The sequence below is a fragment of the Citrobacter sp. wls706 genome (genome assembly GCF_005281305.1).
GTDB lineage: Bacteria > Pseudomonadota > Gammaproteobacteria > Enterobacterales > Enterobacteriaceae > Citrobacter > Citrobacter werkmanii.
On sequence record NZ_SZXG01000032.1, the window covers coordinates 237,804 to 264,100 of the forward strand.

18 protein-coding genes and 1 pseudogene are annotated in these 26,297 nt (G+C 52.6%); 3 read left to right on the top strand and 16 right to left on the bottom strand.

What is annotated here, in order from left to right; all coding sequences use genetic code 11:
- Positions 1-63: 63 nt before the first annotated feature.
- Complete coding sequence (gene cysI, locus FDW92_RS14425) at positions 64-1,776, bottom strand: assimilatory sulfite reductase (NADPH) hemoprotein subunit (protein WP_042310692.1); 1,713 nt, start codon at positions 1,774-1,776, stop codon at positions 64-66.
- A complete protein-coding gene (gene cysJ / locus FDW92_RS14430; RefSeq protein ID WP_042310694.1) occupies positions 1,776-3,575 on the bottom strand; it encodes an NADPH-dependent assimilatory sulfite reductase flavoprotein subunit in 1,800 nt (599 codons plus the stop codon). Before cysJ ends, cysI begins: the two co-directional genes overlap by 1 nt.
- Positions 3,576-4,013: 438 nt before the next feature.
- Here cysJ and queD point away from each other — a divergent pair, with 438 nt between their 5' ends.
- Entirely contained in the window at positions 4,014-4,376 is a 363-nt protein-coding gene (gene queD / locus FDW92_RS14435) for a 6-carboxytetrahydropterin synthase QueD (RefSeq protein ID WP_006687049.1), read from the top strand.
- Between the two features lie 47 nt (positions 4,377-4,423).
- On the opposite strand, the gene queE is transcribed toward queD, so the two are convergent.
- The 3 genes from queE to FDW92_RS14450 all read right to left on the bottom strand — a co-directional run bounded on the left by queE (position 4,424) and on the right by FDW92_RS14450 (position 7,412).
- A complete protein-coding gene (gene queE / locus FDW92_RS14440) occupies positions 4,424-5,095 on the bottom strand; it encodes a 7-carboxy-7-deazaguanine synthase QueE (RefSeq protein WP_038633185.1) in 672 nt (223 codons plus the stop codon).
- 71 nt (positions 5,096-5,166) lie between these two features.
- Positions 5,167-5,856, bottom strand: coding sequence for an N-acetylmannosamine-6-phosphate 2-epimerase (locus FDW92_RS14445; RefSeq protein ID WP_042310696.1), 690 nt, complete (start codon positions 5,854-5,856; stop codon positions 5,167-5,169).
- Positions 5,856-7,412 (bottom strand): maltose/glucose-specific PTS transporter subunit IIC, encoded by a 1,557-nt coding sequence (locus FDW92_RS14450; protein ID WP_042311155.1) that lies wholly within the window; start codon positions 7,410-7,412, stop codon positions 5,856-5,858. The genes FDW92_RS14445 and FDW92_RS14450 overlap by 1 nt, the downstream gene beginning before the upstream one ends.
- A 165-nt stretch (positions 7,413-7,577) precedes the next feature.
- Here FDW92_RS14450 and FDW92_RS14455 point away from each other — a divergent pair, with 165 nt between their 5' ends.
- Positions 7,578-8,402, top strand: coding sequence for a MurR/RpiR family transcriptional regulator (locus FDW92_RS14455; RefSeq protein WP_042310698.1), 825 nt, complete (start codon positions 7,578-7,580; stop codon positions 8,400-8,402).
- Positions 8,403-8,985: 583 nt separating this feature from the next.
- Here FDW92_RS14455 and FDW92_RS14465 read toward each other — a convergent pair.
- From FDW92_RS14465 to rlmD, 7 genes are all read right to left on the bottom strand, one after another.
- Positions 8,986-9,771 (bottom strand): DUF4225 domain-containing protein, encoded by a 786-nt coding sequence (locus FDW92_RS14465; protein WP_042310702.1) that lies wholly within the window; start codon positions 9,769-9,771, stop codon positions 8,986-8,988.
- 12 nt (positions 9,772-9,783) lie between these two features.
- On the bottom strand, positions 9,784-10,098 hold the full coding sequence (locus FDW92_RS14470; protein ID WP_042310704.1) for a hypothetical protein: 315 nt from the start codon (positions 10,096-10,098) through the stop codon (positions 9,784-9,786).
- 196 nt (positions 10,099-10,294) lie between these two features.
- Positions 10,295-11,593: a phosphopyruvate hydratase gene (gene eno / locus FDW92_RS14475; RefSeq protein ID WP_042310706.1), complete on the bottom strand. Its 1,299-nt coding sequence runs from the start codon at positions 11,591-11,593 to the stop codon at positions 10,295-10,297.
- Between the two features lie 86 nt (positions 11,594-11,679).
- Positions 11,680-13,317 (bottom strand): glutamine hydrolyzing CTP synthase, encoded by a 1,638-nt coding sequence (gene pyrG / locus FDW92_RS14480; protein ID WP_005130912.1) that lies wholly within the window; start codon positions 13,315-13,317, stop codon positions 11,680-11,682.
- Positions 13,318-13,541: 224 nt separating this feature from the next.
- Positions 13,542-14,333, bottom strand: coding sequence for a nucleoside triphosphate pyrophosphohydrolase (gene mazG, locus FDW92_RS14485; RefSeq protein ID WP_042311157.1), 792 nt, complete (start codon positions 14,331-14,333; stop codon positions 13,542-13,544).
- A 130-nt stretch (positions 14,334-14,463) separates the two neighbouring features.
- Entirely contained in the window at positions 14,464-16,698 is a 2,235-nt protein-coding gene (gene relA / locus FDW92_RS14490; RefSeq protein WP_042310708.1) for a GTP diphosphokinase, read from the bottom strand.
- Positions 16,699-16,798: 100 nt separating this feature from the next.
- Positions 16,799-18,097 (bottom strand): 23S rRNA (uracil(1939)-C(5))-methyltransferase RlmD, encoded by a 1,299-nt coding sequence (gene rlmD / locus FDW92_RS14495; protein WP_042310710.1) that lies wholly within the window; start codon positions 18,095-18,097, stop codon positions 16,799-16,801.
- Positions 18,098-18,154: 57 nt separating this feature from the next.
- On the opposite strand from rlmD, the pseudogene barA reads away from it, so the two are divergent.
- A pseudogene (gene barA / locus FDW92_RS14500) lies at positions 18,155-20,911 on the top strand (two-component sensor histidine kinase BarA).
- Positions 20,912-20,954: 43 nt separating this feature from the next.
- Here barA and FDW92_RS14505 read toward each other — a convergent pair.
- The 4 genes from FDW92_RS14505 to gudP form a co-directional block, all read right to left on the bottom strand.
- Positions 20,955-22,097: a glycerate kinase gene (locus FDW92_RS14505; RefSeq protein ID WP_042310711.1), complete on the bottom strand. Its 1,143-nt coding sequence runs from the start codon at positions 22,095-22,097 to the stop codon at positions 20,955-20,957.
- A gap of 83 nt (positions 22,098-22,180) precedes the next feature.
- A complete protein-coding gene (gene gudD, locus FDW92_RS14510; protein ID WP_042310713.1) occupies positions 22,181-23,521 on the bottom strand; it encodes a glucarate dehydratase in 1,341 nt (446 codons plus the stop codon).
- Positions 23,522-23,541: 20 nt separating this feature from the next.
- Positions 23,542-24,882 carry an enolase C-terminal domain-like protein gene (locus FDW92_RS14515; RefSeq protein WP_042310715.1) on the bottom strand — a complete coding sequence of 447 codons (1,341 nt, stop codon included), beginning with the start codon at positions 24,880-24,882 and terminating at the stop codon, positions 23,542-23,544.
- A complete protein-coding gene (gene gudP, locus FDW92_RS14520) occupies positions 24,879-26,237 on the bottom strand; it encodes a galactarate/glucarate/glycerate transporter GudP (protein WP_137400652.1) in 1,359 nt (452 codons plus the stop codon). Before gudP ends, FDW92_RS14515 begins: the two co-directional genes overlap by 4 nt.
- Positions 26,238-26,297: the final 60 nt, after the last annotated feature.

Here is a 26,297-nt window from a genome sequence, read left to right on the forward strand (position 1 = left end):
TATGCCTGATGGCGCTACGCTTATCAGGCCTACAAAACCGTCGCGTCACCAGGCAAAGGGAACTTATTCCCAGAAATCACGCGCTGGATCGAGCACCGGGCGAATGATGCCCGCACGCACCGTAAAGTCGCCGAAGCCTTCACCCGCTTCACGCTCTTTCGCCCAGCGCCCAACCAGTTCGTCAACAGAATCGAGAATTTCTGATTCCGTAATATTTTCGCGGTACATACGCGGAATACGCGTCCCCATGCGGTTGCCGCCCAGATGCACGTTGTAGCGGCCCGGCGCTTTACCCACCAGCCCCAGCTCCGCCAGCATCGCGCGGCCGCAGCCGTTCGGACAGCCGGTCACGCGCATCACGATATGCTCGTCCGGGATGCCGTGTTTTTCCAGAATCGCTTCGACTTTATCCGTGAACGACGGCAGGAAACGCTCGGCTTCGGCCATCGCCAGCGGGCAGGTCGGGAACGACACGCAGGCCATCGAGTTTTCACGCTGCGGTTTCACCGCATTCATCAACCCGTGGTCGCGCGCCAGCTTCTCAATCTTCGCTTTCTGGCTTTCCGGCACGCTGGCGATGATCAGGTTCTGGTTGGCGGTGATGCGGAAATCGCCTTTATGGATCTTCGCGATCTCCAGTAAACCCGTTTTCAGCGGACGTCCCGGGTAATCCAGGATACGACCGTTTTCGATAAACAGCGTCAGGTGCCAGTTGTTGTCGATCCCTTTCACCCAACCAATGCGATCGCCGCGACCGGTAAACTCATACGGGCGGATCGGCTCAAATTTGATCCCCGCGCGACGCTCAACTTCTTCTTTGAACGTGTCGACACCGACGCGCTCAAGCGTATATTTGGTTTTCGCGTTTTTACGATCGGTACGGTTACCCCAGTCACGCTGGGTCGTCACCACCGCTTCGGCTACCGCCAGGGTATGCTCCAGCGGCAGGAAGCCAAACTCGCTGGCTGTACGAGCGTAGGTTTTCTTATTACCGTGCTCAATAGACAGACCGCCGCCAACCAGCAGGTTAAAGCCCACCAGCTTGCCGTTTTCGGCAATCGCCACGAAGTTCATGTCGTTGGCGTGCAGATCGATATCGTTCTGCGGCGGGATCACCACCGTGGTTTTAAATTTACGCGGCAGATAGGTTGCGCCGAGGATCGGTTCTTCGTCGGTGGTCGCGACCTTCTCCTGATCGAGCCAGATCTCCGCATAGGCGCGGGTGCGCGGCAGCAGATGTTCAGAGATCTTTTTCGCCCACTCATAGGCTTCCGCGTGCAGCTGCGACTCATACGGGTTGGAGGTACACAGCACGTTACGGTTCATGTCGTTGGCCGTCGCCAGCGCATCCAGCCCCACCGAATGCAGCATCTGATGCACCGGTTTGACGTTCTTCTTCAGAATACCGTGGAACTGGAAGGTCTGACGGTTAGTCAGACGGATGCTGCCGTAAATTGTGTTGTCAGCGGCGAATTTGTCGATCGCCTTCCACTGGGTAGTGGTGATCACTCCGCCCGGCAGACGACAGCGCAGCAGCATCGCGTGACGCGGCTCCAGCTTCTGCTCGGCGCGCTCGGCGCGAATGTCACGGTCATCCTGCTGGTACATGCCGTGGAAACGGATCAGCAGGAAGTTATCGCCGTGAAAACCGCCGGTCAGGCCATCATTCAGGTCTTCCGCGATGGTGCCGCGCAGGAAATTACTTTCACGCTTCATGCGCTCGGCGTCAGTCAGTTTGCCTTCGACCACTAAAGGCCCTGGGTGTTTTTCGCTCATTAGTAGACATCTCGCTGATAACGGCGCTCGACGCGCAGCTCACTTAAAAATTCATCCGCCGCTTCGATGTCCATTGCACCGAATTCAGCAATCACTTCCAGCAACGCCTGCTCAACGTCTTTCGCCATGCGATTAGCGTCGCCGCAGACATAAATGTGGGCACCGTCATTGATCCAGCGCCACAGCTCTGCGCCCTGTTCGCGCAGTTTGTCTTGTACGTAGATTTTTTCTTTTTGGTCACGTGACCAGGCCAGATCGATCCGGCTCAGCACGCCTTCTTTTACGTAGCGCTGCCACTCGACCTGGTACAGGAAGTCTTCGGTGAAATGCGGGTTACCGAAGAACAGCCAGTTCTTGCCTTCCGCACCGTCGGCGGCGCGCTGCTGCATAAAGGCGCGGAACGGCGCGATACCGGTGCCAGGACCAATCATAATCACCGGCGTCTGTGGGTTAGCCGGCAGGCGGAAGTTGTCGTTGTGCTCGATGAACACGCGCACTTCCCCTTCCTCTTCCACGCGGTCAGCGAGGAAGCTGGAAGCTCCGCCAGCGCGGGCGCGGCCTTCAATCTCGTAACGCACAACGCCGACGGTGACGTGGACTTCGCTTTCAACTTCCGCCTGCGCGGAGGCGATAGAATAGAGGCGCGGCGTCAGTGGACGCAGCAGGCCGATTAACGCGTCGGCATCAAGCTGTGCCGGCGAGAAACGCACCATATCGACGATTGGCGTGGTAGCCGCATACTGCTGCAGCTGGGCTTTATCGCCCACCAGCGGCAGTAGCGATTCACTGCGCGTCAGCGTGGCGTAGTTTTCCACGATATTCGCGGTATTGACCGTCAGCTCGAAATGCCACTCCAGCGCTTCGGCCAGCGGCAGGATTTTTCCTTCGACCGTGACCGGTTCATCCCCTTTCAGCCACAGCAGTTCAACCAGCTCTTTCACCAGAGCCGGATCGTTCTGATACCACACGCCCAGCGCGTCGCCCGGCTGATAACGCAGACCGGAATCGCCAAGGTCGATTTCGATATGGCGGACGTCTTTTTCCGAGTTACGACCGGTAATTTTCTGGTTCACCGACAAGGACGCAGTCAGCGGTGCTTCTTTGGTGTAGGGGCTGGTATGTACTTCATTTACCGCACCGCTCGCTGCAACTTGTACAGACGGGGCAGCAGGCGCACGCGCTTTAAGCACATCGACCAGACGCGCGCGCCATTCGGAGGCGGCAGCCTGGTATTCCACGTCGGCGTCGACGCGGTCGAGCAGGCGCTCACCGCCCAGCTCGGCCAGCTTGCTGTCGAAGTCTTTCCCGGCCTGGCAGAAAAATTCGTAAGAGGTATCGCCAAGACCCAGCACCGCAAAGGCGGTATCGGTCAGCTTCGGCGCTTTTTTCGAGAACAGGAACTTATGCAGCGCGACGGCTTCTTCCGCTGGTTCGCCTTCTCCCTGAGTCGATGCCACCACAACCAGCAACTTTTCATTGGCGATTTGTTTGAATTTGTAGTCGCCGGCATTGATCAGAGTGACATTGAGCTTCGCGGCAATCAGATCATCGCGCAGGGCTTCCGCCACACGGCGCGCATTACCGGTTTGCGAGGCGGAGATAAGCGTAATCCCTGGCATTTCTGCCGCAGGCGCAGGGGCTGTCACATTGCTGGCTGGCTGCTGATTCAGCACACCCCAAAAGTAACCAGAAACCCACGCCAACTGTGCGGGAGTGAAATCGGTAGTGGCCGCCTGAAGGCGCGCCAGTTGCTCCGGGTTTAGCGGTAGCAGAGCGGAAGGTGGGGCCTGTGTCGTCATGCGTTGTCATGTTCCAGTAAGCAAAGCTGTTTTTCGCGCCCAAATGGCACCAAAAAAAGAAATGAAAATACTCTAAATAATTCGAGTTGCATGAAGGCGGCAAGTGAACGAATCCCAGGAGCTTACTGAAGTAAGTGACTGGGATAAGAGAGTGAAGCCAACACACATGCAGCTCGAAGTATGACGAGTATTAGGTTAACGGCGGGCATAGTAACAACTAAAGAAGGGATAGAAATAACAAATAACCAAATGAACTAACCTGTTTTAGTTATAGTTATTAACAGCAAAATCGATTTAATAAGCCTATGATATATAAAAATTTATTAAGCATTATCTTTATGAATGGATTGTTCTGATACTCTGCGCCCTTTTAACTAATGATAAAATTTGCTCTTTACGGTACCCTACGGCGGTTTTTCGCATTCTTGAGAGTAAAAAATGTCCACCACCTTGTTTAAAGATTTCACCTTCGAAGCCGCTCACCGCCTGCCGCATGTACCGGAAGGGCATAAGTGTGGTCGCCTGCATGGTCACTCATTTATGGTGCGTCTTGAAATTACCGGTGAAGTCGATCCGCATACCGGTTGGATTATGGATTTCGCAGAGTTAAAGGCGGCGTTTAAGCCGACTTACGACAGACTCGATCACTACTATCTGAACGATATTCCGGGCTTAGAAAACCCAACCAGCGAAGTGCTGGCAAAATGGATTTGGGATCAGGTTAAACCTGTTGTCCCTCTGCTGAGCGCAGTAATGGTGAAAGAGACCTGCACGGCGGGTTGCGTGTATCGCGGCGAGTGATAGTGACTTTGCCGGATGGCGATGCGTAGCCCACCCGGCAAAATTTATCAGGCAATATTCAGGTACTTATGGGTCTGCATCGACAGACGCCAGTTACGCGCGATACAGGTATCAATGCACAGACGCGTCGCATCTTCTTTCTGGCTGATTGGCTGTAAGGCAATGATCCGTGGCTTGTCATCGCTCAACGTTGCCAGCAGTTCATCCAGCGCTTCAATATCGCGAACGCGGCCGACCGGATGTTTGATTTCATTCGCGCGTTCCAGCGCCTGTGACAGCACATCATAACCGCCGCGCATATTTACCTTTGGCGATACGGTCACCCAGGTATTCGGCGTACAGCGTACCTCGTGGGTACCGCTGGTTTCAATCTGGCAGCTAAAGCCGTTCTTTTCCAGCAGGTCAGTCAGCGGCATCAGGTCATGAATGCAGGGCTCGCCGCCGGTGATCACCACATGACGGGCGGTATAGCTCTGACGCTGAATAACAGCCAGCAGATCTTCGCTGCTCGCCGCGCCCCACTTATCGCTCTCTTTAGTCTTGGCCAGGATGCTGTACAGGGAGACTTCCCGATCCTCAAGCTTATCCCAGGTGTGTTTGGTATCGCACCAGGCACAGCCAACCGGGCATCCCTGTAAACGAATAAAAATGGCGGGGACGCCGGTAAAGTAACCCTCACCTTGCAGGGTCTGGAACATCTCGTTAATCGGGTACTGCATAGCGTTCTCAATATGGGGATAAACGCTAATTATCGCAGATCCCCGCCAAAGTATCATGCCCCATCGATGCTTTACGAGGCGATTGCCGCGACAAAGCGTGCCGTTATCTGCTGCGGACGCGTGATAGCGCCTCCAACCACCACGGTATGTGCGCCTAATGCCAGACAACGTGCGGCACGTTCCGGGGTATCGACGTTACCTTCCGCCACGACCGGTATGGTGACCGCCGCCAACACCTCACGTAAAAAACCGCAGTCGTTTTCCGCCAGCACATGCCCGGCAGTGTCCGCAGTATAGCCATAGAGCGTGGTGCCCACGCAGTCAAACCCCAGCCGCTCTGCTGTTACCGCCTCATCAACGGTGGCGATATCCGCCATCAGCAGTACGGACGGGTAGCGGGCGCGGATTTGCGTGACCAGTTCTTCCAGCGTTTGCCCACCAGGACGCGGTCGCGCTGTCGCATCCAGAGCAATAATTTCCGGCTCAACGGTCATCAGCTCATCCACTTCCTGCAGGGTGGCCGTAATAAACACCTCGCTGCCCGGATAATCGCGCTTGATAATTCCTATTATCGGCAGGGACACGCTCTCTTTGATCGCGCGAATATCTACCACACTGTTCGCACGGATACCTATCGCCCCGCCCTGCGCTGCCGCCAGCGCCATACGAGACATAATAAACGGGCTGTGCAGGGGCTCATTTTCCAGCGCCTGGCAGGAGACAATTAACTTACCTTTCAGGGAATCCAGTACAGTTTTCATCACGATAAGATCTCTTCGACTTCATTTTTAATGATGGTGACATGCGGGCCATAAATCACCTGAACACCGTTGCCGCGAATAATTACGCCGCGCGCTCCGGTCGCTTTCAGCCCCGCTTCATCTACCTTGCTGCTCTCTTTCACCGTCACGCGTAAGCGTGTGGCGCAACAGTCCACCTCTTCCAGATTCTCTTTGCCTCCCAGCCCGGCGATGATTGCCGCTGCGCGTTCGCTCTGAGGCAGACCGGACTCCACCTGGGCAGCGTTCTCACGTCCCGGCGTCAGCCAGTTAAAGCGGTTAATCAAATAACGGAAGGTGAAGTAGTAAAGAAAGAACCACGGAACCCCAACCAGAGGGACGTACATCCAGTTGGTTTTCGCTTCCCCCTGTAGCACGCCGAAGAGGAGGAAATCGATCAGCCCACCCGAAAAGGTTTGCCCAATAGTGATATGTAAAATATGCGCCATCATAAACGCCAGCCCATCGAAGAAGGCGTGAATGACATATAACACCGGAGCCACAAACAGGAAGGAGAACTCAATAGGCTCAGTGATGCCCGTCAGGAAAGAGGTCAGAGCAGCCGACAGCAACAGTCCGGCGACAAGCTTTCTGTTCTCCGGTTTTGCCGTGTGGTACATCGCCAGGCATGCGCCAAGCAGGCCAAACATCATGGTGATAAAGCGCCCGGACATAAAGCGCGAGGTACCGGCATAAAACTGCTGCGTATTCGGATCGGCAAGTTGGGCAAAGAAAATACGCTGGGTGCCTTCGACCAGTTGACCGTTGACGATTTCGCTCCCGCCCAGCGCAGTCGTCCAGAACGGCAAATAAAAAATATGGTGTAAACCCAGTGGACCAAGCATACGCAGGATGAAGCCGTACAGCAGCGTCCCCAGATAGCCCGTCGCATCCACCAGACCGCCCAGTCCAAAAATGAGCTTCTGGAAATGCGGCCACACCACCGTCATGATCGCCCCCACCACAATCGCGGCAAGCGAGCTGATAATCGGTACAAAACGCGAACCACTGAAAAAACCAAGAAACTGAGGGAGTGAGACTTTATTGAAACGACTATGCAGCGCGCAGGTGACCAGACCAATCACTACCCCACCAAACACGCCCGTTTCCAGCGTCTGAATGCCCAGCGTCATCCCCTGGCCCACAGCACCTGGATTCTCGTGCGCCAGCGTTCCGTTGAGCGTTAACAAAGCGTTGATGGTGGCATTCATCACCAGAAATGCCAGCAAGGCCGCAAGGCCCGCCGTGCCTTTATCCGTTTTCGCCAGCCCCACGGCGACACCAACCGCAAAAAGCACCGACAGGTTGGCAAACACGATAGAACCCGCGCTGGTCATGATCGTGAAGATTGCCTGCAGCCAGTCGACATTCAAGAATGGGTAGGCCGTCAGCGTATTGGGATTCGACAAAGCCCCACCAATCCCCAGCAACAACCCCGCTGCGGGCAATACCGCAATCGGCAGCATGAACGATTTGCCGAACCTTTGCGCCTTTTCAAACCATGCGCCTGACGAAGCGCCGCTAAATATTTGCATCATTTTTTCATCTCCCCGATCATTGATGAAAATTTTTACCATAATTAATTATAAAAATGAAAATTACCATCAAAAACCAGGAAGCCGATCATACTTTTTTAAAATGACTGGCATCTCTCCCCTGCTTTCCGCCACACTATCGGCAGAGAAACGCATTAAGGATTTTGCATGTCAGAAAATGAAAACCTGCTGCTGAGATTGCGCCAGGGCGTTGATGGATATAGTCGAACTCAACAAAAGCTGGGAGAGTTTGTGCTTAGCGATCCGGCAAGAGTGGTCTATCTGACGATTACCGAACTGGCGCGTGAAAGCGACACCAGCGAGGCGAGCGTCACGCGTCTGTGCCGTACGCTGGGGTGTAAGGGCTATAACGAATTTAAGATGGCGCTGGCACTCGATCTCCGGCAAGGAGAGCCGGTAGAACACAGCGGTGATGAGATTGACAATGTCGTCAATGAATCCGTGCAAGCGCTGCAGGACACGGCAAAATTACTCGACAGAACATTACTGGAAGCAGCCGCTCTGGCGCTGCATCAGGCTCAGTCGGTACAAATTTATGGCGTAGCGGCCAGCGCTATTCTGGGTGAGTATTTACATTACAAACTCCTGCGCCTCGGCAAACCCGCGCAATTGTTCAGTGACATGCACCGTGCAGCTATGAACGCTACAACGCTAAGCAAAGATACGCTGGTAGTGGCGATATCCAGCTCAGGCTCCACGCGCGATCTGCTGCATGTCGTAAAGCTGGCGCGTAAGCAAGGCGTACGCGTACTGGCGCTGAGTAATACACCGCGTAGTCCGCTGGCTTCGCTGAGTGATATTCAACTGGTCGCAGCCAAACCGGAAGGTCCATTGAGTGCTGGTGCGCTAAACGCCAAGGTGGGTGTCATGCTGTTAGTGGAACTGCTCACCACGTCGCTGATTGCGCTGGATGAAAAGTACAGCGATGTGAGCCAGCAAACGGCGAGTGCGACCCTACCGCTACTGCTTTAAAGACGTAAAAAAAACCGCCGCAGCGGGTTTTTACGTTAAGAGTTAAAGAACAGGATTACAAATAATAATGATGGGGACGCCGGCTAAGTTCCCCCTCTTCTTGCTAAGCCTGGAACATCTCGTGAATGAATACTGCTAGCGCTCTCAGTATGAAGATAAGCAATAATTCTCACAGAATCCGGGAACGGGTTATACGCTGCAACTGTTTAAGGTACGATTCCCGGTTCTCATTTAAATCCCTCGTAACTTGATATAAATTCTCCATACTTTAAAATAATTTTTGTGAAACCGACAGGTTAACTCAATAACAAAAAACAATAACCCGAATATTAAAAAAAAAGCCCATAGTTCCCTGGAGTATTCTTGTGTAATCGAAAATACAAAAAAAGATATAACTAAAAACAGGATAATATCAGATTTAATGATATTTGCATCTGTCAATAAATAGGCTTTCTGTATATTTACTTTATTTTCATTAGCAAAGCGAATAAGTTTCTGTACTTTATAGTCACTAAAACCCGCAAGTTTAATACTTTCAATTAAAGCCTTATCATTCTGATCATATATTTTGAAGAGCATTTCCTTATTCCCTCAATTCGGCCCAGTTAGTACTTTCTCCACCAAGAAGTTGATAAATAGTAAATCCGCTAACTGCATCGCCGATTAATTCATTAGTCCCCCCAACAGCGCCCAGGGTTCTCCAGCTGCGAATATAATCTTCCTGTATATAGTGGAATAATTTCCATGAATCTATTCTCAACGTCAGCGTTGAGGCTGAACCGAAAGACAGAATAAGATCTCCCGTTGAAAAAGCAATATCACCATCCTTGTCATCCCCACCCAAAAGCTTTGCTGCCTGGCAGTAGGCATACCTCAAAGGCATTTTTTTGGAGTCTTCATGATATAGTAAATAATAACCATTTTCCCATACATTCTTGCTTCCTTGCATCATTAAAGGAACTCCATAATTTTTACATGCAGCACCAAGGCTTGCTTTACATAAACCAAACCCACCGATAACTTGCATTGCTCCACTAATGAATCCAACTAGCTTTAATGTTATTGTAAGCGTAGAATGCCGTTCTCTTTCACGCTCAGCTATTGCATATAATTTAATAGCCCCCATCCTTAATTGCATATGATATTTAGTTAAAGACATATGATATTCACGTAATCTATCCATAGACCTGCCGAAGTCTAATTTTCCATACCGATATTCATCAAGGCAATCTGATGTGAATCTGCGTTCCTCGCTCATATATTTTGAACGTATAGTCGGATCATGAAGATATTGAAAACTAATATCATAGACAAGCCGGTCGATCTTTTCTTTTTCACGTTGCAAATTCATTAATCCATAACTACTCAAAATAACCTCCTGTTATTTCCCGAGCAATTTACATTGAATCTTAATGCTCCAGATTAAATTTATGACAAAGGGCGTAAAGAAGAGTGAAATGAGACCTACACCAATACAGAAGAGAATGTTTAATATGAAGAAATCTATACCCTCAGAAAGTGATGAAAAAATTACAGCTAATAGCAAAACCGTACACCAGGCATAATATCTCCAGGCATAGAGAAAAAATGCCCGACTTAAGCTGATATTTTTCAGTTTTGCCAACTTTATCAGGATAGCAGCATCCTTTTTTTTCATGCCCGCTTTCGCCAGTATGTCTTCCAATTCGTTATTCATTCAATATTTCTATTATTGTTCATGATAAATATAAAAAATACATACAAAAATAATCACATCATTAAATTACTCTTAGTAAAATAATAACAAAGTGATAAAGATCAAATCGTTCATGAAAATTTTCAATTACGAATAAATTACAGACGTAAAAAAACCCGCCGCAGCGGGTTTTTACGTTAAGAGTTAAAGAACAGGATTACGCCTGACCTTTGATCTCTTTACGACCGTTGTACGGAGCCTGTGCACCCAGCGCTTCTTCGATACGAATCAGCTGGTTGTACTTAGCAACGCGGTCAGAACGGCTCATAGAACCAGTTTTGATCTGGCCTGCAGCGGTACCAACAGCCAGGTCAGCGATGGTAGCGTCTTCAGTTTCGCCAGAACGGTGAGAGATGACAGCGGTGTAGCCAGCGTCTTTCGCCATTTTGATCGCAGCCAGAGTTTCGGTCAGAGAACCGATCTGGTTGAATTTGATCAGGATGGAGTTAACGATGCCTTTTTCGATGCCTTCTTTCAGGATCTTGGTGTTGGTTACGAACAGATCGTCACCAACCAGCTGGATTTTGTCGCCCAGAACTTTAGTCTGGTATGCGAAACCGTCCCAGTCAGACTCGTCCAGACCATCTTCGATGGACACGATCGGGTACTGTTTGGTCAGTTCTTCCAGGAAGTGAGTGAATTCTTCGGAGGTGAATGCTTTGTTGCCTTCGCCAGCCAGAACGTATTTACCGTCTTTGTAGAATTCAGAAGCTGCACAGTCCATCGCCAGAGTGATGTCTTTGCCCAGCTCGTAGCCAGCTGCTTTAACCGCTTCAGCGATTACAGCCAGAGCTTCAGCGTTGGAACCCAGGTTCGGCGCGTAGCCGCCTTCGTCACCAACTGCAGTGTTCATACCTTTAGCTTTCAGAACTTTAGCCAGGTTGTGGAACACTTCAGAACCCATACGTACGGCTTCTTTCAGAGTCTTAGCGCCAACCGGCTGAATCATGAACTCCTGGATGTCGACGTTGTTGTCAGCGTGCTCACCACCGTTGATGATGTTCATCATCGGAACCGGCATGGAGTATTTGCCCGGAGTACCGTTCAGTTCAGCGATGTGCGCATACAGCGGCAGGCCTTTAGCAGCAGCTGCTGCTTTGGCGTTCGCCAGGGACACAGCCAGGATGGCGTTTGCACCGAAGTTGGATTTGTTTTCAGTACCGTCCAGATCGATCATGATCTTGTCGATGCCAGCCTGATCTTTAGCATCTTTACCCAGCAGAGCCTGAGCAATTGGGCCGTTAACAGCTGCAACAGCTTTCAGTACGCCTTTACCCATGAAACGGGATTTGTCGCCATCGCGCAGTTCCAGTGCTTCGCGGGAACCAGTAGAAGCACCTGACGGAGCTGCTGCCATACCAACGAAACCACCTTCCAGGTGTACTTCGGCTTCAACAGTCGGGTTACCACGGGAGTCGATGATTTCACGACCGATGATTTTAACGATTTTGGACATTAGGTTTTCCTCAGTACAAGTTAAACTAAAACTCCAGACAAACAATGCACCCGAATGGGTGCATTGCCGTTCTAACTTTTTACTTCTTACTTCGCCTGACGCTTCTGATGTTCACTGGCGGCTTTCACAAAGCCGGCAAACAGCGGGTGCCCATCACGTGGCGTGGAAGTAAATTCCGGGTGGAACTGACAGGCCACGAACCACGGATGATTCGGTACCTCGATGATCTCGACCAACTGATCATCACCGGAACGGCCTGCAACACGCAGACCAGCAGCTTCAATCTGTTTCAACAGCATATTGTTGACTTCGTAGCGGTGGCGATGGCGTTCAACGATTGTCGGCGTGCCGTACAGTTGACGGACCAGACTTTCATCGCTCAGTTGACACTGCTGCGCGCCAAGACGCATGGTGCCACCCAGATCGCTCTTCTCGGTACGGACTTCGACGTTGCCGTCTTCGTCACGCCATTCGGTAATCAGGGCCACCACCGGGTACTTACAGTCTGGCACAAATTCCGTGGAGTTGGCGTTGTCCATACCCACTACGTTACGCGCAAACTCAATCAACGCAACCTGCATACCCAGGCAAATGCCCAGATAAGGAATATTGTTCTCACGCGCAAAGCGCGCCGTCGCGATTTTACCCTCAACACCACGGTAGCCGAAGCCGCCAGGGATCAGGATAGCATCCAGACCTTTCAGGATCTCAACGCCGCGCGTTTCAACATCCTGCGAATCGATCAGCTTGATGTTGACGGTGACACGATTCTTCAGACCACCGTGCTTCAGCGCTTCAATCACTGACTTATAGGCATCCGGCAGTTCAATGTACTTGCCGACCATACCGATAGTCACTTCACCTGCCGGATTCGCTTCTTCGTAGATAACCTGTTCCCATTCTGACAGATTAGCTTCCGGACAGTTCAAGCTGAATCGTTTACAAATATAATCGTCAAGGCCCTGGGATTTCAACAGGCCCGGAATTTTATAGATGGAATCGACATCTTTCAGAGAAATCACCGCTTTTTCCGGAACGTTACAGAACAATGCAATTTTCGCACGTTCATTAGCCGGAACTGCGCGATCGGAGCGGCAGATCAGGATATCTGGCTGAATACCGATAGAAAGCAGCTCTTTTACAGAGTGCTGAGTCGGTTTCGTTTTGACTTCACCTGCCGCCGCCATGTACGGAACCAGCGTCAGATGCATAAACAGCGTGTGCTCACGGCCAATTTCTACGGCCATCTGGCGAATCGCTTCAAGGAACGGCAGAGATTCGATATCCCCAACGGTTCCGCCAATTTCGACCAGAACAACATCATGACCTTCACCGCCTTCCAGAACGCGCTCTTTAATTGCGTTGGTGATATGCGGGATAACCTGAACAGTAGCGCCCAGATAGTCGCCACGGCGTTCTTTACGCAGAACGTCAGAGTAGATACGACCCGTGGTGAAGTTGTTGCGGCGGCTCATTTTCGTACGGATGAAACGCTCATAGTGACCCAGGTCCAGGTCGGTTTCAGCGCCGTCTTCGGTAACGAACACTTCCCCGTGTTGGATTGGGCTCATAGTACCCGGATCGACGTTGATGTACGGATCCAGTTTCATCATGGTCACGTTGAGGCCACGGGCTTCAAGAATGGCTGCGAGGGAGGCTGCGGCAATGCCTTTTCCCAGAGAGGATACGACCCCGCCGGTCACAAAAATATAGTTCGTTGTCATGCTGGACCTGAGAAGTTAGGGTGAAACGATGGAATTACCAAGACGGGAAAGTAGTATACCCGAACATGACGAGCGCCACAAACTTTCATTATCCCTCCTCTTCACCAGGCTCACATTAACATCGGGAGTGAGAAAATAGCCCCTTTGGGGTAAATGTTTTTGACGTAAATCAAGCGCTTGTTATTTAAAAAATCACACAAAACGCCCTTGACCGACGAAATCCCTTAGAGATCAATTTCCTGCCGTTTTACCTGTTGCCAGACTTCTTCCATTGTTTCCAGATCCACACCCGTCATTTCCAGACCGCGTGCAGCCACAATTCGTTCAACTTCACGAAAACGTCGCTCAAATTTTTCGTTCGCTTTTTGCAATGCGGTCTCTGCTTTTGTCCCCAGATGACGAGCCATGTTGACTGTGGCAAACAGCAGATCGCCTATTTCTTCCTCCAGTTTAGCCTGGTCGACAACAGCCTGCTTTGCCTCAAACATGACTTCGTCGATCTCTTCATAAACTTTATCGACAACCGGTCCTATTGTTTTCCAATCGAAGCCAACATTAGAGCAACGTTTCTGGATTTTCTGGGCGCGCATTAGCGCCGGTAAACTGCGGGGAATATCATCGAGCGCGGAATGCTGTGCTTTCTCGGCGCGTTCTTCGCTTTTAATTTGCTCCCAGCGGGTGAGCACTTCAGTACTGTTGCTGGCAGAAACATCAGCGAATACATGCGGATGCCGGCGTTCAAGCTTATCGCTGATGGCGGCGCAGATATCATTGAAATCAAAACGTCCTTCTTCCTGCGCCATCTGGGCGTAAAACACCACCTGGAACAGCAGGTCGCCGAGCTCTCCACGCAGGTCGTCGAAGTCTTCACGCGCAATCGCATCCAGTACTTCATAGGTTTCTTCGAGGGTGTAAGGGGCAATAGTGGCGAATGTCTGCTCTTTATCCCACGGACAGCCGTTTTCCGGGTCGCGCAGGCGCTGCATAATACCGAGCAGTCGATCGATTTGATTCATTGGAATATCCTGAAATTTCAATACGGTAGGCCGGATAAGGCGATAACCGGCATCCGGCAACATGGCAATGCCTGATGGCAACGCTAACGCGTTTTATCAGGCCTACAAGATTATCCGGCCTACAAAATAATTAATTACCGTGCAACCGCCGCGCGTCGATCACATCCGGCACCTGGTTCAGCTTACCAAGCACGCGCCCGAGCACCTGCAGGTTATAGATTTCGATGGTCATATCGATGGTGGCCAGCTGTTGTTTGGTATCGCTCCGGCTGGCAACCCCCAGCACGTTCACTTTCTCGTTGGCAAGAATGGTGGTGATATCACGCAATAAACCGCTGCGATCGTTGGCCTGGACGCGAACCACCAGCGAATATCCCGCCGAGTAGCTTTCGCCCCAAACCGCATCAACAATCCGCTCCGGCGCGTGCGAACGCAGCTCTGCCAGCTGTTCGCAATCGGCCCGGTGCACGGAAATACCGCGCCCCTGAGTGATAAACCCAACGATTTCATCGCCAGGAATCGGCTGGCAGCAGCGGGCAATGTGGTGCATCAGGTTACCAACCCCTTCCACCACGACGCGACCATCGTCTTTACGGCGACTCTGCGGCGCTTGGGTTTTCTGCTGAAGTTGTTTCAGCGCGGCAGCATCCTGCTCAGCAGCGCTCGGCTTATTAAACTGCGCCTGCAGGAAGTTCACCATCTGGTTGAGACGGATGTCTCCTCCGCCAATCGCCGCCAGCAGTTCATCCAGTTCATTGAAGCTGTAGCGCGGCAGCAGATGTTTTTCCGCCTCTTTCAGGCTAATGCCCAGGTGCGCAAGCTCATCGTCGAGGATCTGGCGGCCCGCAAGGATGTTTTTGTCACGATCCTGTTTACGGAACCAGGCGTGGATCTTCGAACGACCACGACTGGTGGTTACATAGCCAAGGTTAGGGTTCAACCAGTCACGGCTTGGGTTTGGCTGTTTCTGGGTGATAATTTCAATTTGATCGCCCATCTGTAACTGGTAGGTAAACGGCACGATGCGCCCACCAATTTTCGCGCCAATACAACGATGCCCTACATCACTGTGAATGTGGTACGCAAAGTCCAGCGGCGTGGAGCCTGCAGGTAAGTCCACAACGTCACCTTTTGGCGTAAAGACGTAAACCCGGTCATCGAAGACCTGGCTGCGGACTTCATCCAGCATTTCGCCGGAATCCGCCATCTCTTCCTGCCAGGCGATCAGCTTACGCAGCCACGCAATGCGGTCTTCATGCCCAGAACGCGCCGCGCCTGATGCAGTCCCTTCTTTGTACTTCCAGTGTGCCGCCACGCCCAGTTCGGCATCTTCGTGCATCTGTTTGGTGCGGATCTGGATTTCAATGGTTTTTCCACCCGGTCCCAGTACAACCGTATGGATTGACTGATAGCCGTTGGGTTTCGGATTAGCGACGTAATCATCGAACTCATCCGGCAGATGGCGATAGTGAGTATGTACTATCCCGAGCGCGGCATAGCAGTCCTGTAAGCGCTCCGCCACGATACGCACCGCGCGCACATCAAACAGCTCATCGAAGGCTAACTGCTTTTTCTGCATTTTTCGCCAGATGCTGTAGATATGCTTCGGACGCCCGTACACTTCGGCTTTGACGCCTTCCGTTTTCATCTCTGAACGCAGATGTCCAACGAACTCTTCAATATAGTGTTCGCGATCGATACGACGCTCGTGCAGCAGCTTGGCAATGCGTTTGTATTCGGCCGGGTGCAGGTAGCGGAAGCAGTAATCTTCCAGCTCCCATTTTAATTGCCCGATGCCTAAACGGTTGGCCAGCGGCGCATAGATGTTGGTGCACTCTTTTGCCGCCAGAACGCGTTCATCTTCCGGCGCGTCTTTCACTTCACGCAGATGCGCGATCCGCTCTGCCAGCTTGATGACCACGCAGCGGAAATCATCCACCATTGCCAGCAGCATACGGCGGACGTTATCGACCTGCTCGGAAGAGACTGAGTCGGTATGCGTGGCTTTCAGCTGGCGTATCGCCGCCATATCGCGCACACCATGGATAAGATGCACAATCGATTTACCCACGCTTTCACGCAGGATATCCTCACTGACCACGTTGGCATCCGCCAGAGGAAACAGCATTGCTGCACGCAGTGTGTCGATGTCCATACTCAACATAGAGAGTATTTCTACCATCTCCACGCCACGCCATAACAGCAGATCTGCATCAGGATGTCCCTGTGTTTGCTGCTGGCAGTACGCCCAGGTTTCGGCTAAGCGTTCACACGACTGCTGGCTGGAGATTCCCAGACTCGCGATCCATTTCTTGGGATCAAACTCACCAGCTTTATTTATATGTGCACTTCTTACCGCAACCATTGTCCTCTCCTTTAGGGGCCAGGCCTGTCGAAGTCGACAAGCCTTACCCATTGTCTTTCATGCTGCATTACAACCCGAAATCCAATGGGTACAAATTTCATTACAAACGCTCAAACAGGACCATTGATTCCAGGTGTCCAGTGTGCGGGAACATATCGAGCATCGCCAGTCGCCGTATGGCATATCCCGCGTTGAGCAAAGCGTCGCTGTCACGAGCCAGCGTTGCAGGGTTACAGGATACATAAACAACGCGTATAGGTTCTAATTTTATAATATGTTGCATTACACCGGCAGCCCCCGCACGCGCAGGATCGAGCAATACTTTGTCGAATCCGTTTTTCGCCCACGGCTGCCGGGTAACATCCTCCTCAAGGTTTTCATGAAAGAATGTCACGTTGTGTAATCCGTTATTCAGCGCGTTTTCCCGGGCTTTTTCGACCAGCGCCGGAACCCCTTCAACCCCTACCACGCTTGCTGCCCTTACTGCCAGCGGCAGGGTGAAATTCCCCATACCGCAGAACAGATCGAGCACGCGATCTTCAGGTCGCACATCCAGCCATTCCAGCGCACAGGCGACCATTTTTTGGTTTACCCCTGCATTGACCTGAATAAAATCACGCGGGCTGAAGCTTAACCGTAGTCCATTTGAGTCATACCAGGGCGATTCTTCTGATACTGATTCAAGTATCTCGCTTTGCGGGGCCAGAAACAAAGACAGCCCCTGAGAATGCGAAAAGCATTCCAGTTTTTCTTTATCCGCAGCACTTAATGGTGCCGTGTGGCGCAAAATCATCAACGCGCCGCTCCCTGCCTGCACCAGTTCAACATGCCCCAGATGACGTAACCCTTGCAAACTCTCCAGACACGCCCTGATATGGGGCAATAGCGCTTCAAGTTGGGGCACCAGAATAGGGCATTGTTTGACATCAATAATGTCGCTGGATGCGGATTTGCGAAACCCCATCTGCAATTTTTGTTCTTTTGGCCGATAGTTAAGGCTCAAACGTGCGCGACGACGATAGCCCCATGGAGTATCAGCGATAATATCCGACACTTCACATTTCATTAAACGCGCTAACGCCGCGCTTTTGCTACGCTGCTGCAACGGGATGCTGGCGTGCTGCTGCTGGCAACCGCCACAGACGCCAAAATGCGGGCAACGTGGCACTTCACGCTGCGGGCTGTCGTTTAAACGTCGTTTTACTTGCGCGCGGGCGAACTGTTTTTTATCTTCGGTAATCACCACCTCTGCGCTTTCCTGGGGTAGCAATTCCGGTATAAACAACGCCTTTCCGTTATGGCGAGCGACACCCTGACCAAAAGGATCGAGGTCATTGACGGTAACGGTTATGATCTGACGCGTCGTCACGCGTCGTTTTGCAGAGTAGAATTGCGCCATCGACGAGATATTTCTCTATTTAACAGTGTGACCCTAATTGTCCCATAACGGAACTCCATGACCAACTACAGCCTGCGCGCACGCATGATGATTCTGATCCTGGCCCCGACCGTCCTGATTGGTTTGCTGCTCAGTATCTTTTTTGTTGTGCATCGCTATAACGACTTGCAGCGTCAACTGGAAGATGCCGGCGCCAGCATCATAGAGCCACTGGCGGTCTCCAGCGAATATGGCATGAACCTGCAAAACAGGGAATCCATCGGCCAGCTTATCAGCGTACTGCATCGCCGCCATTCCGATATCGTGCGGGCAATTTCTGTCTATGACGAGAATAACCGGCTGTTTGTCACCTCCAATTTTCATCTCGATCCATCTGAAATGCAGTTGGCGACCGGTTCACCGTTTCCCCGTAAGCTGAGCGTCACCCGGCTCGGGGATATCATGATCCTACGAACTCCAATTATATCGGAAAGCTATTCGCCGGATGAATCTGCCATAAGCGACGCCAAAAATACGCAAAACATGCTGGGGTATGTAGCGCTTGAGCTGGACCTCAAGTCGGTTCGACTGCAGCAATATAAAGAGATCTTTATCTCCAGCGTAATGATGCTGTTTTGTATTGGTATTGCGTTAATTTTCGGCTGGCGTCTGATGCGCGACGTAACCGGCCCGATTCGCAACATGGTGAATACCGTTGACCGTATACGTAGAGGGCAGCTCGACAGCCGTGTGGAAGGTTTCATGCTGGGCGAGCTGGATATGCTCAAAAACGGTATCAACTCGATGGCGATGTCTCTTGCAGCCTACCATGAAGAGATGCAGCACAATATCGATCAGGCGACTTCCGACCTGCGTGAAACGCTGGAGCAGATGGAAATCCAGAACGTCGAACTGGATCTGGCGAAAAAACGCGCCCAGGAGGCGGCCCGAATTAAGTCTGAGTTTCTGGCTAACATGTCGCACGAGCTACGCACCCCGCTGAATGGCGTGATTGGCTTTACGCGCCTGACGCTGAAAACCGAGCTTAACACCACGCAGCGCGATCACCTGAATACGATTGAGCGATCGGCCAACAATCTGCTGGCCATCATCAATGATGTGCTCGACTTCTCCAAACTGGAAGCGGGCAAGCTCATTCTGGAAAGCATCCCATTCCCGCTTCGCAGCACGCTGGATGACGTCGTCACGCTGTTAGCGCACTCATCCCATGATAAAGGGCTTGAGCTGACGCTGAATATTAAGAATGATGTGCCGGACAACGTCATCGGCGACCCGCTGCGCTTACAGCAGGTCATTACCAATCTGGTCGGCAATGCCATCAAATTTACCGAGGGCGGTAATATCGACATTCTGGTCGAGAAACGCGCCCTCAGTAACACGAAAGTACAAATTGAAGTGCAAATCCGCGATACCGGCATCGGTATCCCTGAGCGCGATCAGTCACGCCTGTTCCAGGCCTTCCGTCAGGCGGACGCCAGTATTTCCCGCCGCCATGGCGGTACCGGACTGGGTCTGGTCATTACGCAAAAACTGGTCAACGAAATGGGCGGGGATATCTCCTTCCACAGCCAGCCGAACCGTGGCTCCACCTTCTGGTTCCATATCAGTCTCGATCTCAACCCTAACGTTCTCATCGATCGCTCAACAACCCGGTGCCTTGCGGGTAAACGACTGGCCTATGTCGAACCTAACGCCACTGCCGCGCAATGCACGTTAGATATATTAAGTGAAACGCCGCTGGAGGTGATTTACAGCCCTTCATTCTCCGGGCTGCCGAAGGATCACTACGATATTCTGCTGATTGGCATTCCGGTCACTTTACGCGAACCGCTCACCATGCAACATGAGCGGTTGGCAAGCGCAGCGGCGATGACCGATTTCCTGTTATTAGCCCTGCCCTGTCACGCACAGATTAACGCCGAGAAATTGAAACAAGGCGGCGCAGCGGCGTGTCTGTTGAAGCCTCTCACCTCAACCCGTCTGCTGCCTGCGCTGACAGAGTATTGCCAGTTGAACTACAGCGCGGATCAGCCGTTGCCAGATGAGAGCAAAATTGCCATGACCGTTATGGCGGTGGACGACAACCCGGCAAACCTCAAGCTGATTGGCGCACTGCTGGAAGATAAGGTACAGCACGTCGTGCTCTGCGACAGTGGACACCAGGCGGTGGATCGTGCCAAACAGATGCAGTTTGATCTGATCCTGATGGATATTCAGATGCCCGACATGGACGGTATTCGCGCCTGCGAGCTAATCCACCAGCTGCCTCATCAACAACAAACGCCGGTTATTGCGGTTACCGCGCATGCCATGGCGGGGCAAAAAGAGAAGCTGCTCAGCGCCGGGATGAACGATTACCTGGCGAAGCCTATCGAAGAAGATAAGCTGCACAATCTCCTGTTACGCTACAAACCCGGCGCGACCACATCGCTTAGGGCGCTCGCAGTTGAGCCTCTGGAGCCGGTCGTCAATCTGAATACCACGCTCGACTAGCAACTGGCATTAAGACAAGCCGCGGGGAAAAACGATCTGGCGCGGGATATGTTGCAAATGCTGCTCGATTTCCTACCCGAAGTGCGCAACAAAATTGAAGAACAGCTGGTAGGCGAAAACCCTGAAGGTCTGGTGGATATGATTCATAAGCTGCACGGTAGTTGCGGCTATAGCGGCGTCCCCCGCATGAAAAACCTGTGCCAGCTCATTGAGCAACAATTACGTAGCGGGACTAAAGAAGAAGAGCTGGAGCCTGAATTTTTAGAGCTGCTGGATGAAATGGACAACGTTGCGCGCGAAGCGAAAAAGTTGTTGGGCTGATATTTGCCGGATGGCGGCGTGACCGCCCTATCCGGCCTACAACTCAGCGTAACTGTTGCCCCGCTTTCAGCGTCGCAGCCACGTTTCGTGCGGTCATTCGTACGTTCTCACTCGCATTCTTCAGCGCCTCATCCAGCGAACAAATGGTATAGATGACGCTAAAAACCGCATCCAGCCCATGCTCATGTACGACACCGACATCCGCCGTCAGGCTACCGGCAATGCCGATCACCGGTTTGTTGTAACGCTTTGCGATCTTCGCCACGCCAACCGGAACCTTACCGTGAATAGTCTGGCTATCGATACGCCCTTCCCCCGTCACCACTAAGTCCGCATCCGCAACGCAGGCATCCAGGCGTAACGCATCCGTCACGATCTCAATACCGCGGCGTAGCTGTGCGCCGCAAAACGCATACAGCGCCGCCCCCATACCGCCAGCAGCGCCACCGCCGGCCAGCTCCAGCACATTGACGTCCAGATCGCGCGCGATCAGTTGCGCATAGTGCGTAAGCGCCCGATCAAGACGCGGAATCATCTCCGCCGTCGCCCCCTTTTGTGGACCAAAGACCACTGAGGCGCCTTCTTTACCGGTCAACGGGTTAGTGACGTCGCAGGCCACTTCGATACGGCATCCGGCAAGACGCGGATCTAACTGCGAGATATCAATTCGGGCGAGCGATTCCAGGCCCATCGCGCCATGGGCAATATCTTCATCTTGCGCATCCAGCAATTTAGCTCCCAGCGCTTGCACCATCCCGGCACCGCCATCATTGGTGGCGCTACCGCCAATCCCGATGATGATATGTTCCACGCCCGCATCCAGCGCATGACGAATTAGCTCCCCGGTTCCCCAGGAGGTGGTTTTCAGCGGATCGCGTAAATTCGCAGGAACCTGCTCCAGCCCGCTGGCGGCTGCCATTTCAATAAACGCCGAGCGCTCATCGCCGGATAAACCATAAAAAGCCTGAATTGTATTGCCCAAAGGGCCGGTAACATCAACATGCACAAGGTGACCTTGCATTGCGGCAACCATCGCTTCGACCGTTCCCTCGCCGCCATCCGCAACCGGGATCTTCACGTATTCCGCCTCAGGCCAAATCTCACGGAATCCCAGTTCAATAGCCGTTGCCACTTCAAGCGCACTCAAACTTTCCTTATAGGAATCCGGTGCGATCACTATTTTCATAAAGCATCCTTACGCATGTTGACTGTGTTAAGCATACACCAGGAGGAAAACCGCTCCACTTTATGGGAGCGGTCCCAGATCGCTTAGCGTACCATGCACGGGCGCTTATTATCAAACGTCCAGTTCGGGATCAGATACTGCATTCCCATCGCATCATCACGTGCACCTAATCCATGTTGCTGATACAGCTCATGCGCTTTCATCACCTGATCCATATCCAGCTCCACGCCCAGGCCCGGTTTCGCCGGAACCTGCACCATACCGCCCTTGATTGCAAAAGGTTCTTTGGTCAGGCGCTGGTTACCTTCCTGCCAGATCCAGTGGGTGTCGATAGCGGTAATTTTCCCAGGCGCTGCCGCCGCGACATGAGTAAACATCGCCAGCGAAATATCAAAGTGGTTGTTAGAGTGAGAGCCCCAGGTCAGCCCGAACTCATGACACATCTGCGCCACGCGAACAGAACCCTGCATCGTCCAGAAGTGCGGGTCCGCCAGCGGGATATCCACGGACTGTAACGACAGCGTATGCCCCATTTGTCGCCAGTCGGTGGCGATCATATTGGTGGCGGTCGGCAAGCCAGTAGCTCGACGGAACTCCGCCATCACTTCACGACCGGAGAAGCCCTGCTCGGCGCCGCACGGATCTTCCGCATAGGCCAACGATCCTTTCAGGTACTTACCAATTTTAATCGCTTCATTCAGCGACCATGCGCCGTTGGGATCGAGCGTGACGCGCGCCTGTGGAAAGCGTTTCGCCAGCGCGACAATAGACTCCGCTTCTTCTTCCCCGGCCAGTACGCCGCCTTTCAGTTTGAAGTCGTTGAAACCATATTTCTCATACGCGGCTTCCGCCAGACGTACTACCGCATCCGGGGTCATCGCCTCTTCATGACGCAGGCGATACCAATCGCATTTCTCATCCGGCTGGCTTTGATACGGCAGCGGCGTCGCTTTACGGTTGCCAACGAAGAACAGATAACCCAGCATTTCGACTTCGCTACGCTGCTGACCATCGCCCAGCAGAGATGCGACGTTGACGCCCAGATGCTGACCTAACAGATCCAACATCGCCGCTTCGATCCCGGTAACCACATGAATAGTGGTACGTAAATCGAAGGTCTGCAAACCACGGCCACCGGCATCACGATCGGCAAACGTATTACGTACCGCGTTCAGTACGTTTTTGTACTCACCCAGCGTTTTCCCCACCACCAGCGGAATAGCATCTTCCAGAGTCTGACGAATTTTTTCGCCGCCAGGAATTTCCCCTACCCCGGTATGACCAGAGTTATCTTTAATAATCACAATATTACGTGTAAAGAACGGGGCATGGGCACCGCTCAGGTTCATCAGCATGCTGTCATGGCCCGCAACCGGGATCACCTGCATAGAGGTCACGACGGGGGTAGTAAATTGTGCGCTCATAATTAAATCCTTATTCAAAATTAGTGGCGGCCGAAAACGGGACGTTTACGGTCAAAAGTCCATCCGGGAATCAGATACTGCATTGGGCCTGCGTCATTACGCGCGCCGCCGGGCAGCGCCTTATAGGCCTCATGGGCTATCTGTATCTGATCCCAGTCAAGCTCCACGCCCAAACCGGGCGCATCAGGTACCGCAATTTTTCCGTTTTTAATCTCCAGCGGATTTTTGGTCAGACGGCAATCGCCCTCCTGCCAGATCCAGTGGGTGTCGATAGCCGTCGGGTTGCCCGGTGCCGCTGCGCCGACGTGGGTAAACATCGCCAACGAAATATCAAAATGGTTGTTGGAATGGCAGCCCCAGGTCAGGCCCCAGTCATCGCATAACTGTGCCACGCGCACCGCGCCGGAAAGGGTCCAGAAGTGCGGATCGGCCAGCGGAATATCCACAGCGTTCAGCATTACCGCATGGCCCATCTCACGCCAGTTGGTGGCGATCATATTGGTCGCCACCGGCAGGCCGGTCGCACGGCGGAACTCGGCCATCACTTCGCGACCGGAAAAACCCTGTTCGGCACCGCACGGATCTTCGGCATAAGTCAGAACATCGTTCAGCCCTTTACACAGAGAGATGGCTTCATCCAGCAGCCAGGCCCCGTTGGGATCAACCGTAATACGCGCATCCGGGAAGCTTTTTTTCAGCGCGCGTACGGTGTCGATTTCCTGCTCGCCTGGCAGTACGCCGCCTTTGAGTTTGAAATCTTTAAAACCGTAGCGATCCTGCGAGGCTTCCGCCAGACGCACCACCGCATCCGGGGTCATCGCTTGCTGGTGACGCAGGCGGTACCATTCATGGTTGCCCGGCGTGCTTTCCAGATACGGCAGATCGGTCTTCGTGCGATCGCCTACGTAGAACAGATAGCCGAGCACAGTGACCGCATCGCGCTGTTTGCCGGGTCCTAACAGTTCACAGACCGGCACGTTGAGCGCCTTGCCCAGCAGATCGAGCAATGCGGCTTCAAGCGCGGCCACCGCATTAACCCGCAGTTCAAAGGTCCAGGCGCCTTTACCGAAAGTGTCAAAATCAGCGGCCTGGTTGCCTTTATGCACCTGCTGAACCACTTTATTCAGACGCGCGACTTCCTGTCCCAACACCTGTGGGATTGCATCCACCAGCGTCTGATAAATCACTTCACCGCCCGGCGCTTCACCAACCCCGGTATTGCCAGCGTTATCGGTGAGTACCACGATATTGCGGGTAAAGTATGCGTTATGCGCACCGCCAATATTGAGCAGCATGCTGTCATGCCCGGCCACTGGGATGACCTTCATATCGGTAATAACGGGACTCGATTGTGTTGTCATCGTCCTTGTCCTGTGACAGGTTTCAGTTCGATACGTTTAATATCACCCACCAGCACCAGATAGCTGACGACCGCAATCAGCGCATGTACCCCTACGTAAATCAACGCGCCGTTAAACGAGCCGGTAGTGCCCACAATGTAGCCAATGGCAATTGGCGTGACGATGCCGGAAATGTTGCCAAACATATTGAACAGGCCGCCGCTCAGACCGCTGATCTCTTTTGGCGCGGTGTCGGCCATCACCGCCCATCCCAACGCGCCGATGCCTTTGCCGAAGAAGGCCAGCGCCATAAAGCCAATGATCATCCACTCGACGTTGACGTAGTTACAGAACACCATCACCATCGATAGCAGCATCCCCATGACGATTGGCGTTTTACGCGCGATATTCAGTGAACCGGTACGGCGCATCAACCAGTCGGAAATAATGCCGCCGAGCACACCGCCCGCAAATCCGCAAATGGCCGGGACCGAGGCAACAAAACCGGCTTTCAGAATAGACATACCGCGCGCCTGCACCAGATAAACCGGGAACCAGGTGATAAAGAAGTAGGTCAGCGCGTTAATGCAGTATTGGCCGATATAAATACCAATCATCATCCGTGAACCCAGCAGCTGTTTGATCTGCCCCCACTTCACGCTGAACGGTACTTTAGCTTTGGCGGCCGCCTGATCCATATTGATCAGCGCCCCGCCTTCGGCAATGTACTCCAGCTCTTTTTGGTTTACGCCCGGATGCTGGTTTGGTTCATGAATCACCTTTAACCAGATAAAGCTGATAACAATCCCGAGACCACCCATAAAGAAGAACACATGTGACCAACCCACTTCATGGGTCAGCCAACCCATGATTGGTGCGAAGATAACGGTGGCAAAGTATTGCGCCGAGTTAAAGATAGCGACCGCCGTGCCCCTTTCCTGCGCCGGGAACCACGCCGCCACAATACGACTGTTGCCGGGGAAGGAGGAGGCTTCGGCTAACCCCACGAGGAAGCGCAGGGTAAACAGCGCGACGATAATTCCGAAGCCGCTAAAGATATCGACGAAGCCCTGCAGCAGGGTAAACATGGACCAGATAAAAATGGACCAGAAATAAACACGTTTGGAGCCGAAGCGATCGAGCAACCAGCCGCCGGGGATCTGGCCGATGACATACGCCCATGAGAAAGCGGAGAATACATACCCCATGCCTACCGCATCCAGGCCAATGTCTTTGGCCATCTCCGAACCGGCAATGGATAAGGTGGCGCGATCGCCGTAGTTGAAGGATGTGACGATAAACAGCATCACCACTATCCAGTAGCGAGCGTTAGTGCGTTTTTCCGCGCTGCTCGCCGCCTGACTTAATGAACTCATTGTTGCACTCCTGAATCCTGGCTTGCGCCAGTTCATTCTGTACAGCACCTGTAGGGTGAT